14 protein-coding genes are annotated in these 13,561 nt (G+C 59.0%); 2 read left to right on the top strand and 12 right to left on the bottom strand.

The features are described from left to right. Positions 1-12 precede the first annotated feature (12 nt). From ACFOW6_RS07775 to ACFOW6_RS07740, 8 genes are all read right to left on the bottom strand, one after another. Positions 13-2,373, bottom strand: a complete 2,361-nt coding sequence (locus ACFOW6_RS07775; protein ID WP_382421770.1) for a xanthine dehydrogenase family protein molybdopterin-binding subunit — start codon at positions 2,371-2,373, stop codon at positions 13-15. Between the two features lie 4 nt (positions 2,374-2,377). After that, complete coding sequence (locus ACFOW6_RS07770) at positions 2,378-2,845, bottom strand: (2Fe-2S)-binding protein (protein ID WP_382421769.1); 468 nt, start codon at positions 2,843-2,845, stop codon at positions 2,378-2,380. A gap of 156 nt (positions 2,846-3,001) precedes the next feature. Next, positions 3,002-3,745: a CoxG family protein gene (locus ACFOW6_RS07765; protein WP_382421768.1), complete on the bottom strand. Its 744-nt coding sequence runs from the start codon at positions 3,743-3,745 to the stop codon at positions 3,002-3,004. A 36-nt stretch (positions 3,746-3,781) separates the two neighbouring features. Next, positions 3,782-4,993, bottom strand: a complete 1,212-nt coding sequence (locus tag ACFOW6_RS07760; protein WP_382421767.1) for a molybdopterin molybdotransferase MoeA — start codon at positions 4,991-4,993, stop codon at positions 3,782-3,784. Beyond that, a complete protein-coding gene (moaC, locus tag ACFOW6_RS07755) occupies positions 4,990-5,469 on the bottom strand; it encodes a cyclic pyranopterin monophosphate synthase MoaC (RefSeq protein WP_382421766.1) in 480 nt (159 codons plus the stop codon). The genes ACFOW6_RS07760 and moaC overlap by 4 nt, the downstream gene beginning before the upstream one ends. Further along, entirely contained in the window at positions 5,469-6,272 is an 804-nt protein-coding gene (gene trpC, locus ACFOW6_RS07750) for an indole-3-glycerol phosphate synthase TrpC (RefSeq protein ID WP_382421765.1), read from the bottom strand. Before trpC ends, moaC begins: the two co-directional genes overlap by 1 nt. Next, complete coding sequence (gene trpD, locus ACFOW6_RS07745; RefSeq protein WP_382421764.1) at positions 6,269-7,294, bottom strand: anthranilate phosphoribosyltransferase; 1,026 nt, start codon at positions 7,292-7,294, stop codon at positions 6,269-6,271. The genes trpC and trpD overlap by 4 nt, the downstream gene beginning before the upstream one ends. A gap of 25 nt (positions 7,295-7,319) precedes the next feature. Next, entirely contained in the window at positions 7,320-7,901 is a 582-nt protein-coding gene (locus ACFOW6_RS07740) for an anthranilate synthase component II (RefSeq protein ID WP_382421763.1), read from the bottom strand. Positions 7,902-8,042: 141 nt separating this feature from the next. On the opposite strand from ACFOW6_RS07740, the gene cueR reads away from it, so the two are divergent. Both cueR and ACFOW6_RS07730 read left to right on the top strand, forming a co-directional pair. Beyond that, the gene (gene cueR, locus ACFOW6_RS07735) at positions 8,043-8,450 is read left to right on the top strand and encodes a Cu(I)-responsive transcriptional regulator (protein ID WP_382421762.1); all 408 of its coding nucleotides are present in this window, start codon (positions 8,043-8,045) and stop codon (positions 8,448-8,450) included. Positions 8,451-8,559: 109 nt separating this feature from the next. Next, positions 8,560-9,594, top strand: coding sequence for a divergent polysaccharide deacetylase family protein (locus ACFOW6_RS07730; protein WP_382421761.1), 1,035 nt, complete (start codon positions 8,560-8,562; stop codon positions 9,592-9,594). Here ACFOW6_RS07730 and ACFOW6_RS07725 read toward each other — a convergent pair. The 4 genes from ACFOW6_RS07725 to trpE are packed head-to-tail and all read right to left on the bottom strand — an operon-like array spanning position 9,541 to position 13,552. Next, the gene (locus ACFOW6_RS07725; protein WP_382421760.1) at positions 9,541-10,296 is read right to left on the bottom strand and encodes a TVP38/TMEM64 family protein; all 756 of its coding nucleotides are present in this window, start codon (positions 10,294-10,296) and stop codon (positions 9,541-9,543) included. The genes ACFOW6_RS07730 and ACFOW6_RS07725 overlap by 54 nt on opposite strands. Continuing rightward, positions 10,293-10,982 carry a gamma-glutamyl-gamma-aminobutyrate hydrolase family protein gene (locus ACFOW6_RS07720; RefSeq protein WP_382421759.1) on the bottom strand — a complete coding sequence of 230 codons (690 nt, stop codon included), beginning with the start codon at positions 10,980-10,982 and terminating at the stop codon, positions 10,293-10,295. The genes ACFOW6_RS07725 and ACFOW6_RS07720 overlap by 4 nt, the downstream gene beginning before the upstream one ends. Before the next feature lie 6 nt (positions 10,983-10,988). Continuing rightward, positions 10,989-11,993, bottom strand: a complete 1,005-nt coding sequence (locus ACFOW6_RS07715; RefSeq protein WP_382421758.1) for an amidoligase family protein — start codon at positions 11,991-11,993, stop codon at positions 10,989-10,991. Positions 11,994-12,046: 53 nt separating this feature from the next. Then, complete coding sequence (gene trpE / locus ACFOW6_RS07710; RefSeq protein ID WP_382421757.1) at positions 12,047-13,552, bottom strand: anthranilate synthase component I; 1,506 nt, start codon at positions 13,550-13,552, stop codon at positions 12,047-12,049. Between the last annotated feature and the right edge of the window lie 9 nt (positions 13,553-13,561).

Here is a 13,561-nt window from a genome sequence, read left to right as displayed (position 1 = left end):
TTTTGGCCTCCCTTATTCAGCAGCCTGCTGTATGCGGGTCTGGGCTATTCGCCAGACTTTTTCCGGGCTGGCCGGCATGTCGATTTCCTGCCCCAGGGCATCGGTGACGGCGTTCATGAGAGCGGCCGGGGCGGCAATGGCGCCGGCCTCTCCACAGCCCTTGACCCCGAGAGGATTGTGCGTGCACTCGCTGACCGTCATATCCACCCTGAAGTTGGGGAAATTGTCCGCACGTGGCATGCAGTAATCCATGTAGGACCCGGTGACCAACTGCCCGCTTTCCTTGTCGTAGACACAGTTCTCGTAGAGAGCCTGGCCGACGCCTTGGGCAATGCCGCCATGCACCTGGCCTTCGACGATCATGGGATTCATCACGCGCCCGAAATCGTCGACCGCGACCCAGTCCTTGATTTCCGTGATGCCGGTGTCGGGGTCGATTTCGACCTCGGCGATATGAACCCCCGCGGGATAGGTGAAATTCAGGGGGTCATAGAAGGCAGTCTCGTCGAGGCCGGGTTCCAGTCCCTCCGGGTAGTTGTGCGGGACATAGGCCGTGAAGGCGATCTCCGCCATGGTCTTGGACTTGTCCGTCCCCGACACGGTGAACTTGCCGTCCTTGAATTCGACATCGTCGGGACTGGCCTCCAGGAGGTGCGCCGCGATCTTGCGGCCTTTCTCGATAACCTTGTCGCAGGCCTTGGAGATGGCAGACCCACCGACGGCAAGCGAGCGGGAGCCGTAAGTGCCCATGCCCATGGGGATTTGTCCCGTATCGCCGTGGACGATCTCCACATTCTCGTAAGGGATGCCAAGCCTGTCGGCGGCCAGCTGCGAAAAGGTGGTTTCATGCCCCTGCCCGTGACTGTGCGACCCGGTGAACACGGAAACCGTACCGGTCGCATTGAAGCGGACCTGGGCGGACTCCCAGAGCCCGACCCCGGCGCCGAGCGAACCGACCACGGCAGAGGGGGCAAGTCCGCAGGCTTCTATATAGGCGGAGAACCCGATTCCCCGCAGCTTGCCGTTCCGCTCGGACTCGGTGCGGCGCTGAGAGAAGTTCTTGTAGTCGATCATCTGCAGCGCCTTGTCGAGGGCTGGTTCATAGTCCCCCGTATCGTAGTTGAGGGCTACGGGTGTCTGGTAGGGGAACTGCTCGGGCTGGATGAAGTTCTTGCGGCGCAATTCGGCCGGATCCATGCCCAGTTCCCGGGCGGCCACTTCGACGATGCGTTCCACCACATAGGTTGCTTCCGGACGGCCGGCGCCGCGATAGGCATCCACAGGCGCTGTATTGGTGAACATGCCCTTCACATTGCAGTGGATCGCCGGCGTGGTGTACTGGCCAGCCAGCAAGGTGCCATAGAGATAGGTGGGCACACAGGTCGAGAAGCTGGAGAGATACGCCCCGAGGTTGGCCTTGGTATCGACTTTCAAGCCCAGGAACTTCCCGCTGTTGTCCAGAGCCAGTTCCACGTGGGTGATGTGATCGCGGCCATGCGCATCCGTCAGGAAACTCTCGCCGCGCTCGGCGGTCCACTTCACCGGACGGCCGACTTTGCGGGAGGCCCAGGTGCAGGCTGTCTCCTCGGCATAGGCAAAGATCTTGGAGCCGAATCCACCGCCCACGTCGGGAGCCACGACACGTACCTTGGTCTCCGGCAGGTTCAGCACGAAGGCGCACAGGATCAGACGGAGGAGGTGCGGGTTCTGACTGGTGGAATAGACCGTATAGCTATCCGAGCCCGCATCATACTCGCCGATGGCTGCACGCGGTTCCATGGCGTTGGGCACCAGGCGGTTGTTCACCAGGTCAAGCTTGGCCACCGTGTCGGCCTTCGCGAAGGCCTCGTCGGTGGCAGACTTGTCGCCCAGTTCCCAGTCGAAGCAGAGGTTGCCGGGTGCCTCTTCATGGATCTGCGTGGCCCTTTCGGCTTCGGACATATCGATAACCGGGTCGAGTTCTTCGTAGTCGACCTCGATCAGATCTGCTGCCTCGCGGGCTCGTGCCTGGCTCTCCGCAATCACCATGGCCACCTGGTCGCCGACATAGCGTGCCTTGTCGCGAACCAGGGGATAGTGGGGCGGCGCCTTGTGAGGTTCGCCGTGACGGTCTGTGACCACCCAGCCGCAGGGCAGAGAGCCGACACCGTCGTCGGCCATGTCCTGTCCCGTGAATATTGCGACAACTCCGTCGAGCTTGCGTGCCTCGTCGGCGTTGACAGACTTCACCTGGGCATGGGCAAGTGGCGAGCGCAGGAAACAGGCATAGAGTTGTCCGGGCCTGTTCAGATCATCCGTATAATGCCCCTTTCCCGTCAGGAAACGATAGTCTTCCTTGCGTTTGACGGAGGCGCCAATTCCTGTATCCGGCATGGCTTCAACTCCTCATTTCCTGTGCGGCCGACTGAATGGCCTTCACGATGTTCTGGTATCCCGTGCAGCGACAGATATTGCCTTCCAGCCAGTGCCTGACTTCCTCGTCGCTTGGTTCCGGATTGTGTTGCAGCAGGTCAAGGGCACTCATCACCATACCGGGTGTGCAGTAGCCGCACTGAAGGCCGTGGTGTTCCTTGAAAGCTGCCTGCATGGGATGGAGGTCACCATTCTTGGCCAGGCCTTCGATGGTCGTGACTTCGGTGCCTTCGGCCTGGGCTGCCAACATGGTGCAGGCCTTTGCGGATTGCCCGTTCACATGCACGACGCAGGCCCCGCACTGGCTGGTGTCGCATCCCACATGCGTTCCGGTCAGGTTGAGGTGTTCTCGCAGGAAAGTGACAAGCAGAGTACGCGGGTCAACGGATTTGGAGACTTCCTTGCCGTTGACGGTCATGGAAACGGTGAGCATCGGCGTCTCTCCAGCTGTTTTTTGCAGTAAAGGCTTATTCCGCCTATCTTAATTGTACCGCATGTCTTGCGGTTTGGCCCTCCATCCAGAGCATCTGGTGTTGAGTTTGTGCTTCCTCTGTCAGGCGGTCAAGTGGGGTACCGTCAACTATCGCGTTCAGACAAAGAGGATCAGCAGCAGCACGACGATTATGGCCGCTCCGCCGATCCATACCGCCGGAGGCAATCCGCCGGCACTTTGCTTCGTCGAACTGGTCTCTCCCCGGCCGGGGGCTGCCTGTTGCGAGGAGGTGGATTGCGATGCTGCAGCGGCTGGTGATGCCTCCGCACTCTCGCCGACCGGCGGTTCTGTCGCCTGGTCCGAGGTTTGCGATGTGCTCGCCGCTGTTGCCTCCTCAGCCGGTGGAGTGGTTGCATCCGCCGTGTCAGCGGCAGCTGCAGACGAGGAGAGGGCATATTTCTCTGAAACTTGGCGCTCGAATTCCGAGAAGAATTCACTGGCCATCTTCTGGGCTGTTCCGTCGATCAGGCGCGAGCCCAGCTGGGCAAGCTTGCCACCGACCTTCGCATTCGCCTTGTAGGTCAGGACGGTCACCTGATCGTTTTCGGCCTGGAGATGTACGTCCGCACTGCCCTTCGCAAAGCCGGCCGCACCGCCTTTTCCTTCGCCGCTGATAGTATAACTCTCGGGCGGGTTCATGTTCGAAAGCGAAACGGACCCGGTGAAGCGGGAATTTACGGGCCCGACCTTGGCCTTGACCTTGGCTTCGAAGGAATGCTCGTCGGTCTTGTCGAGTTCCTCGCAGCCGGGAATACAGTTCCTGAGGATTTCTGGATCGTTCAAAGCCTCCCAAACGATATCGCGGGGTGCTTCGATACGATATTCACCGGTCATTTCCATGAAGGCCTCCCGTGGGTATTGGTTCGGTTGTGATTATCACATCGGATAAACTTGGTTATCCAAGCGCAGAATGGAAACCGCATCTCCTGCCTGGCGGGCAGGGTCATGCGGCGGACGGACGATAAGCGCCGTGCTGTGGGAAAGGGTGGAGAGCATCGAACTGTCCTGCCGCGGCGCGGCGCGGACCGTAAGTCCTCCCTCTGCATCATGCTCCAGAAGTGCGCGCATGTAGTCCTGGCGGCGGTCGTTCTCGGACAGACCTTCCACCAGTCTTGCCGTTTCCATTTTCTGCTTTCCCTCGGAAAGGCCCTGCATCCTGTCCAGGCAGGGCCTGAGGAAAACCAATGCGCAGACCAGGGTCGATACGGGGTTTCCGGGTAAACCCAGCATGGGGACTTCACCGAGTTGACCGAACAGCAAGGGTTTGCCCGGACGCATTGCAATCTTCCAAAAATCCATTCTGAGATCATGGAGGCCGCTGCGGATCAGGTCATGTTCCCCAACGGAAGCCCCACCGGTCGTCACCAGAAGATCAGCCCCCCTGGCTCCGGAGATCATGCTGTTGAGAGCCTCGGCATTGTCAGGTGCAATTCCGAGATTGAGGGCCGTGCCGCCACAAGCTTCGATGAAACTGCAAAGAGCAAGGCCGTTGGAACTGACGATTTGGGCTGGACCGGGTGCGTCGCCGGGCATGACGACCTCGTCTCCGGTGGCCAGGACTGCCACGCGCGGTTTGCGGTAAACATGAAGCCAGGGAACGTTCATGGCTGCGGCCAATGCCACATCCCTCACACTGAGGCGCTTGCCGGGGGAAACGCCGATGTCGCCCGCCTGGAAATCAAGTCCCTCGGGACGGACGTAATAGCCTTTGGGCACGGGGTTCCGGACCAGGACGCGCGCCTCTCCGGCTTCCTCCGTATCCTCCTGAATGACAATGGCATCCGCGCCTCTGGGAAGCTGTGCTCCCGTAAAGATGCGCACGGCGTGGCCCGGTCCCAGTTCTGCGGAGAAGGTCTCGCCCGCGGCAATATGTCCGGCCACCTCCAGCTCGACAGGAGCACCTGCCACATCAGCGGCACGCACGGCATAGCCGTCCATGGCGGAAACGGCTTTCGGAGGATGACTGACTCTGGCTGTGACGGGACGTGCCAGGACCCTGCCTCGAGCCTGGTCAAGGGAAACGAGCTCCTCGGGCAGCGCGGAGATCTTTTCGAGAATCCTCTGCAGAGCCTCCTCGACGGGAATCATTCCCTGACCTCATAGGTGCCAGACTTGCCTCCTGACTTGTGCACAAGGCGTATATTGCCGATCACCATTCCGCGATCCACGGCCTTGCACATGTCATAGACCGTCAGGGCTGCGACGTTTACTGCGGTCAGGGCCTCCATCTCGACGCCGGTACGCCCCTTGAGCTTACAGGTGGCTTCAATACGGACCATGCATGCCTGCTCGTCGAGCGTGAGATCTACCGAGACTGAACTGAGCGAGAGAGGGTGACATAGAGGAATCAGGTCTGCCGTACGCTTGGCCCCCATGATCCCGGCCAGACGGGCGACTGCGAGGACGTCCCCCTTGCCAATCTCACCCTCGGCAATCAATCGAGCGGTTTTTGCGGAGGTCTGGATTTCGCCCTGCGCAATAGCTACCCGTTCGGTTTCCTGCTTCTCGGAAACGTCGACCATACGAGCCTGGCCTTGTTCGTCGAAGTGCGTCAGCCGGCCCATCAGCTGGCACCCCCTCCCGACTGCAAGGCACGGGCTGCGTCTTCCACATTCTCCTGGCGCATCAGGGATTCACCGATCAGGAAAGCACGTGCGCCGGCCTTTGACAGGCGCTGGAGGTCTTCCCTCTCGTAGAGACCGCTCTCCGCAATCAGGAAGCGGTCTTCGGTGATCTTGGGGGCAAGTTTCTCCGTGGTGGCAATATCCACCTCCAGGGTCTTGAGATCCCGGTTGTTGATCCCGATTAACGGTGAGCCCAGGTTCAATGCCCGGTCCAACTCCAGTTCATCATGAACTTCAAGCAGAACGTCCATGCCAAGGTCCATGGCCAACTTCTCCATTTCCTCGGCCTGTTTCTGTGTCAACGCGGCCAGGATAAGCAGAATGCAGTCCGCGCCCAGGGCCCGGGATTCCAGGATCTGATAGGGCTCGAGCATGAAATCCTTGCGCAATACGGGCAGTGAACTGGCCGTGCGAGCCATGCGCAGGAAATCATCATTCCCCTGGAAATAGGGGATGTCTGTCAGGACGGAGAGGCAGGTCGCACCACCTCTGGTGTAGGCTTCTGCCAGCTCAGACGGATCGAAATCCTTGCGAATCAGTCCTTTGGAAGGAGAGGCTTTCTTGATCTCGCAGATCAGGGCATAGCCGCTTTCCGCGGATTTCTCCTTCAGGGCGCGCTCGAAGCCGCGCGTCTTGCCGTTTGCGGCGATGATCTTCTCGAGCTCGTCGAGGGAAAGAAGCTGTTTGCGCTCCTCGATGTGTCGCCGCTTATCGCTGCAGATCTGTTCCAGTACGTCACTCACGTGTGCAGCTCCGTGTTGGTGATGGCGACAAGCTGATCGAGGACGTTCCCGGCTCGACCGCTGTCAATGGCTTCCGCTGCAACCTGCAGCCCTTCCGCAAAGGTTTTCGATCGGTCGGCAACCACCAGGGCCCCCGCGGACGTCATGAGAATCGTGTCGCGCAAGGCTCCGGTTTCCCCTGCCAGGAAGGCGCGCAAGGCACGGGCGTTCTCCTCCGCATCGCCGCCGCGCAGTTCTTCCGGAGCGGCCGAGCGCAGGCCGTAGTCTTCCGGATGGATCTCGAAGGAGGAGATGTCACCCTTGTCCAGTGCGGTTACATAGGTCGTGCCTACGGAGGTCAACTCATCGAAGCCATGCTCTCCATGAACGACCCAGGCCTTCTCATGCCCCAGACCTTCGAGCACTTCTGCCAGAGGCTGCAACCAGTCGCGATTGAAAACCCCCAGAAGCTGTCGTCTGACCCGGGCCGGATTGCACAGAGGGCCCAGGATATTGAAGATGGTTCGGGTTCCCAGCTCTACGCGAGCCGGACCCACATGCCGCATCGCACTGTGATGGCGTGGTGCCATGAGAAAGCAGGTGCCCGCTTCCTTGAGGGCTCTCTGAACCAGTTCCGTTTCGGCCTCGATATTCACGCCAAGAGCAGTCAGCACATCTGCCGCTCCGCTCTTGGAGGAAAGCGCGCGGTTGCCATGCTTGGCAACAGGGACCCCACAGGCAGCCACCACGAAAGAGGCGGCAGTGGAGATATTGAAAGTGCCCTTGGCATCGCCGCCGGTGCCACAGGTGTCGACCGCGTTTGCAGGGGCATCGATGGAGAGCATCTTGCCGCGCATGGCACGGGCAGCACCTATGATCTCCGGGACACTTTCGCCGCGAACCCGCAAGGACATCAGGAAACCGCCGATCTGTGCCGGTGTCGCGTCGCCCGACATTATGATGTCGAATGCTCGTTCCGACTGTGTCTCGTCCAGCCTCTTGCCTTCAGCCACGACCCCGAGGAGCTGCTTGATGTCCGTCATGTCCTTTGTCACTGAAAATCGTCCTTCAGGCGTTTGTTCTTCGGGCCAGCCTTACAAAATTCGCAAGCAGTTCGTGTCCATATTCGGACGCTATGGATTCCGGATGGAACTGCACGCCATACAAGGGCTGCTCACGATGGCGCAAGCCCATGACCAGGCCATCATCGGTTTCTGCGGTTATCTCCAGACTGTCCGGCAGGCTGTTCCGGTCCAGCAGGAGTGAGTGATAGCGGGTCACCTTGAAAGGGACGGGCAGCTTCTCGAAGATATCGCTGCCCTTGTGCGATACGCTGCTGAGCTTGCCGTGCAGGGGTAACGGTGCGCGTATGACATGTCCACCCAGGGCCTGGCCGATCGCCTGATGGCCAAGACACACCCCGAGAATGGGAATGTGGCCCGCTGCTCTCTCGATCAGATCCAGGCAAATCCCGGCCTCCGTCGGCGTGCAGGGGCCGGGAGACAGGACGATTCCTTCCGGCGCAAGTGACATGACCTCTTCCGGAGTGATTGCATCATTGCGATGCACGACGGACTCTGCCCCAATCTCCCCGAGATAGTGATAGAGATTGTAGGTAAAGCTGTCGTAGTTATCGATCAGGACGAACATTGCCTATCTTCAATTCATCAAAGTGCGCAAAGGTCTTCATGTGTCGGTATCGGACCATCAGATGGCATTTGACCTTATTAGGTCCGTGAACTCAATGTATTACCATCGGATCTGCGGTATCTTCCGAAAAAGGAAAAGGCGATGAACATAGGTCAGGCAGCACAGAAATCCGGCGTGCCGGCCAAGACCATTCGCTATTATGAATCCGTGGGCCTGATTGATGCGCCCCAGAGGACGGCGGCCAGCTATAGGGTGTATCATGATCAGGAAGTTCAAATCCTGCGTTTCATTCAGCGAGCGAGAAGTCTTGGCTTCTCGGTGCATCAGGTTTCCGAACTCATGGCGCTGTGGAAGGACAGGGACCGCAGCAGCTCGCAGGTCAAGGCGCTGGCCCGGCATCATGTCGAAGAGATAGAGATGAAGATCGCCGAGCTCTCCGACATGCGGGATACGCTCATGGACCTGATGGACCGCTGTCATGGAGACAGCCGGCCCGATTGTCCCATTCTGAAGGAACTGGCGCGCGAGGCGGGTGACAGTAAGTCCTGAAAGAGGTCGTTCCTGTCGGGGCAGGAGAGACTTTACCCGACACCGAAGGCAGGAGTAACGTTGAACGCATTCCTGTCAAAACACGCCTGACAACGGAGATATCGCCAGTATGCAGGGTAAGCGTCTTGCCGTCTTTTCTTTGGGTATCCTGCTGACCCTGGGGCTGGCTGTCGCCATAGGTTTCTCAGGCATGGAGGATGCCAACCAGGAGGATGCCGAGGGAGTGGTACAGCAGACCTCGCTTGCTCCTGTGGAGGGGAAGGCCGAGTTGGCAGGCACCTGGCCGCTTCCGCAGCCTCGAGAATCTTCAAGGCCCGAAGTTCTGCAGCCACCCGAGATCCTGACCGAGAGAAACAAGGAAGAGGCGCCCTGGCGTCTCTATGGCGCTGCTGCGGATTTCCCCGACGGAACACCGCGGATTGCCGTCATCATAGACGACATGGGGCTGAACAGGTCCGCCGCCCGGAGAGCGGCTGAGCTGCCTCCGCCGTTCACCCTTGCGTATCTCAGCTATGCAGAGAATGTTGAGAAACTCATCTCGGATTCCCGGGCGCGCGGCCATGAGATCATGCTGCACCTGCCCATGGAGCCGATGAACGGGGAAATCGATTCGGGTCCCCGCACTCTTCTCTCGGAACAGGCTTATGAAGAGCGACAGCAGGATCTTGTCTGGGCCCTTGAGCGCTTCGGTGAATACGTCGGCGTCAACAATCATATGGGCAGCCGCCTTACGGCCAATCGGGATGCCATGAAGCAGGTTCTTGCGGAGGTGAAAGAGCGTGGGTTGCTGTTCGTGGATTCCCGGACATCAGCAGAGACGGTGGCCTTGGACGTGGCGCGCGAGCTGGGGGTTCCCTCGATTGGACGCGACGTTTTCCTGGACCACGAGCAGAGTCGCGAATTCATCGAAGCCCAGCTTGCCCATCTCGAGGACATCGCGCGCAAGCGCGGAAGCGCGGTGGGCATTGCCCATCCTCATGATGTGACCCTGGAGGTGTTGTCGGAATGGCAGTCGGACCTGAAGGAGCGTGGTTTCACGCTGGTCCCTGTGAGCGACATTGTGCGTGAGTATCAGGAACGGATTGCCCGGCTAGCGGAGACGCCCGCGGAACTGCCGGAAAAGCGCAGCCCCCAAAGCCAGTAGGGAGAGCGTCGTCAAAGCGGCAACGATCTTGGGTTCCAGCAGGGCTGCCGGCGTTATGCTCTCTCCCTGCTCGAGCGTCTTGCCAATGCCGTCGCCCAGGACGACCCAGACAAGGGTGCAGGGGAAGCCGCCGATGGCGGTTCCGAACACATAGACTTTCCACCTGACATCAAGAAGACCGGCTATGATATTGACGAGCCAGACTGGCATGACCGGCAACAGCCGAAGCACCATCATGTAGAGCAGCGCGTTGTCGCGAAAGGCTCCTTCCAGAGCCTGCGCCCTCGTGCCGGCAATTCTGGAGAAACTGTCCCGAAAGGTGTAGCGCGCGGCCCAATAGGGCAACAAGCCGCCGAGGGTTGGTCCGATGGACGAGAAAAGGGCGGCCTGCCATATCGGGAATACGGCACCGCTGATTACGGTAATAACGGCCACGGCCGGAACATTGAAGGCGGTGATCAACGTGAGGAAGACAAGATAGAAAACGCCGGACTTCAGGGGATGCTCGGCCGTGAAGCCTTGCAGCCGTTCCAGATGCTCCACGAAGAAGTCCAGGCTGAGTTTTTCCTGGAGGCCGGACATGAAATACACGGCGAGGCCGCTGATCAGCAGAAGTGCCGTGGCTCCCTTCTTGATCCAACCTCGGTGGCGGTAGAACCAGACCAGCACTGGTTCACGGTATGTCCTCGACTTCTCGGTCACTTGGAAAGGCGGTCCTGCTGATACTCACGAGCTGCGGCGACGAAGCTGCGAAAGAGATTCTGTTGCGATCCGTCAAAGACAAGCAGTTCCGGATGCCATTGGACGGCAACCAGGAAAGGTGCGTCCTTCTTCTCGACAGCCTGGATGATACGCGCTTCGTCCTTGGCAACAGTGGTCAGGCCTCGGCCCAGCTGGTCTATTGCCTGATGATGCAACGAGTTAACGCGACAACGATCCTGTTCAAGGATTGCCGCCAATCTGCTGTCCTTATGGATGTCGATCCACTTCTTAGGCAATGTCGTGCTCTGTCGGCGCAGGCCTTCATACTTCTGGTAGATGTCCTGGATGAGGTTGCCGCCCAGGAAAACGTTCAATATCTGCGCGCCCCGACAAATCCCGAAGACGGGCAGGTTACGCTTCAGCGCATATTCGAGGAGCTCGATCTCCATGCGATCGCGCTCCGGATCGATGCGTGTTTCCAGGATCAGGTCATGATCGTACAGACGCACGTCGATGTCATCCCCGCCGCCGATCAGAAGGCCGTCGAGCTGCTCCGGATCACAGCTCTTGCCGGGATAAAGACGCACAGAAGAGGCCCCCGCGCGCCAAAGCGCCAGGCGATTCAGATTGGCTGTGAACAGTGCTCGTCGGCGCGAACTGGTAACGGCTATGCGCGGTTTTCTCACGTCAGCTCACGGCTCCACCCACTGAGCCGACATCCGGGCCCAGTTTCCGTGGAAGACCTTGCTTTGATTCTGCAGGAAGGCTGCAGCCATTTCCGAAAGTCGGTCCTTTGCATGGGCAAGTTTTTCTACCTTCAGCCAGCGGTTCCATTCACCTGCCAGGCTCCATCCGGGTTTGTTGAAGGAGGCGTTCGGCAGGCGATAATGGAAAGTGGGGCGTGCCTTGATCAGGGAACTGGTGATCTGGCTAATGACCCTTGTCTCGTCGAGATGACGGAAGAGGGGGAGCATATCCAGTTCCCGGTTTCGTGTCGGGTTATACTGCAGGTAATCGTCTATGAGCTGTTCGCGAGTGGGACGATAGGACTTCTGCAGAATCAGTTTGGTATAGGAGAGCGGAAAGCGATCAATGAAGGGCAGGATGCGACGGGTCACGTCAATATTGATGGACTCGCGCAACCAGTCAGACAGAAGGCAATAGGCCTGAAGATGCCGTAGAAGATAGTCAGCATCCTTGGCTGCAACTTCGGGATTCAATTGAACGCCAAAGGCGTAAGCCCATGAGCTTTCCGTACCTTCCGCACCTTCTGCAATCAGATCGCCGACCAACTCATCGATAAGTGGGATCTGCGGATAAGGTATAGGCGGACCGACGATTTCAGTGGGCACCCAGCCCTGACTGAGATCTCCGATGAAGGATTCGGTACGGCGCAGCAGGTTGTTCAGCTTTTCTTCCTCGACCCATCCGCTCAACAGGCGTTTTGCCGTTTCCTCCTTGTCTTCCGAGGGATGAGCGTATCGAACGTCAAGCTTGCAGTCGAAACTGCCCAGTTGCGTATCTCGTACCTCGTAGTGATGCGGATCATGACTGATGATCTCTCCGCCGAAGCGCTTTCGAATCAACTCGGCGGATTGCTGCGAGGAGAGACTGCTGAACTCCAGTTCGATACCCACTTGGCGGGTCTGACCGTCTTCGTTCTCTGTCAGAGGCGGAGATTGTAGCGTCACAGTCATTGCATAGTCATATAGCGCACACCCCGCAGGGGGCAATACAGGATAGTACGGAGTCAGTTTCTCCGTGCAAAGCGCAGGGCTTCCTCGGCCGCACGGATCAGGGCGCGTGCCTTGTTCCGGCATTCTTGATACTCGGATTCCGGGTCGCTGTCGATCACGACACCGGCTCCGGCCTGAACGTACATGCGTCCGTCCTTGACGAGGGCGGTCCGCAAGGCAATGCAGGTATCCATTGAACCCTTGGCCCCGAAATACCCGATGGCTCCGGCATAGAAACCACGCCGATCGGATTCCAGTTCCTCGATGATCTCCATAGCCCGTACCTTGGGAGCACCGGAGACGGTCCCCGCTGGGAACCCCGCCATGAGGGCGTCGATCGCATCGTACTGGGGCGCAATTTCGCCCTCGACGTTCGATGAGATATGCATGACGTGACTGTAGTGCTCTATCGTGAACTGTTCTGTCACCTTGACCGTTCCGATCCTAGATACACGCCCCACATCATTCCGTCCCAGGTCCAGCAGCATGAGATGTTCAGCGCGTTCCTTGGGATCGTTCAGCAATTCCTCGGCCAGTGCTCGGTCCTCCGAGGGCGTGCTGCCACGCTTGCGGGTGCCGGCGAGGGGGCGAATCGTGACCGTGCCATTGCGTAAGCGCACCAGGATTTCCGGCGATGAGCCGACAAGTGAGAAATCCCCGAAATTGAGGTAGAAAAGGAAGGGTGAAGGATTGAGCCTTCGCAGTGCCCTATAGAGCGAGAAAGAAGGGAGGTCGAAGGGAACGGAGAAGCGTTGTCCCAGGACCACCTGATAGATGTCCCCGGCCGCGATGTACTCGCGCGCCTGTTCCACCATCTGCAGATAGCGTTCCTTAGGGATATTGGAATCGACTTCCAGCGTGACCTCCGGCAGGTCCGTCTGTTCCGGCTTCCGAGGGAGTTGTTGGTCGAAGTCCTCCAGGATGGCCTGCAATCGCTGGATCGCCTTGTCGTAGGCCTGTTCCGCATCGAGTTCCTCGTTTGGCCACACCGGAGTCAGTATGGTTACGACATCCTCCACGCGATCGAATACGGCCGTGACCGTCGGCCGCACGAAGATGGATTCCGGCAAGCCTAGGCTGTCCGGGTTTTCGTCCGGCAACTTCTCCATATAGCGCACCATGTCGTAGCCGACATAGCCGATCAGGCTGGTGGCCATGGGAGGAAGGTGCTCGGGCAGGTCCACTTCGCATTCCCGCACGAGCCGCTTCAGGTTTTCCAGCGGATTGCCTGTTTCCCTCTCGAAGGCTTCCGGGTCGACACGGGCCGTACGGTTGATCTCTGACGAACCCCTGCGCGCTCGCCAGATTAGATCGGGCTTCAGAGTAATGAAGGAATAGCGGCCGATTGTGGAGCCGCCTTCCACGGATTCGAACAGGAAGGAATAGGGCAGGGTTTCTGCCAGCTTCAGAAAGGCTGAAACAGGAGTTTCAAGATCCGTGACCAGGGTCGTCCAGACGAGTTGCGGCGTTTCGGCTTCCAAGTGGTCCCTGAATGTCTCGAACGCAGGATGAATCTGCATGGAGCGATC

Source organism: Fodinicurvata halophila (genome assembly GCF_042651425.1).
Classification (GTDB): Bacteria; Pseudomonadota; Alphaproteobacteria; order Kiloniellales; family DSM-21159; genus Fodinicurvata; species Fodinicurvata halophila.
The sequence above is the reverse complement of the archived record's forward strand: the minus strand, read 5'-3'. Positions and strand labels throughout refer to the sequence as shown.

Bases quoted from the DNA above. Each gene is read 5' to 3' on its own strand.
- ACFOW6_RS07740 (WP_382421763.1), bottom strand. From the start codon at position 7,901: ATGTTCGTCCTGATCGATAACTACGACAGCTTTACCTACAATCTCTAT.
- ACFOW6_RS07760 (WP_382421767.1), bottom strand. From the start codon at position 4,993: ATGATTCCCGTCGAGGAGGCTCTGCAGAGGATTCTCGAAAAGATCTCC.
- ACFOW6_RS07775 (WP_382421770.1), bottom strand. From the start codon at position 2,373: ATGCCGGATACAGGAATTGGCGCCTCCGTCAAACGCAAGGAAGACTAT.
- trpE (WP_382421757.1), bottom strand. From the start codon at position 13,552: ATGCAGATTCATCCTGCGTTCGAGACATTCAGGGACCACTTGGAAGCC.
- ACFOW6_RS07770 (WP_382421769.1), bottom strand. From the start codon at position 2,845: ATGCTCACCGTTTCCATGACCGTCAACGGCAAGGAAGTCTCCAAATCC.
- cueR (WP_382421762.1), top strand. From the start codon at position 8,043: ATGAACATAGGTCAGGCAGCACAGAAATCCGGCGTGCCGGCCAAGACC.
- ACFOW6_RS07715 (WP_382421758.1), bottom strand. From the start codon at position 11,993: ATGACTGTGACGCTACAATCTCCGCCTCTGACAGAGAACGAAGACGGT.
- ACFOW6_RS07765 (WP_382421768.1), bottom strand. From the start codon at position 3,745: ATGGAAATGACCGGTGAATATCGTATCGAAGCACCCCGCGATATCGTT.
- moaC (WP_382421766.1), bottom strand. From the start codon at position 5,469: ATGGGCCGGCTGACGCACTTCGACGAACAAGGCCAGGCTCGTATGGTC.
- ACFOW6_RS07730 (WP_382421761.1), top strand. From the start codon at position 8,560: ATGCAGGGTAAGCGTCTTGCCGTCTTTTCTTTGGGTATCCTGCTGACC.
- trpD (WP_382421764.1), bottom strand. From the start codon at position 7,294: ATGACGGACATCAAGCAGCTCCTCGGGGTCGTGGCTGAAGGCAAGAGG.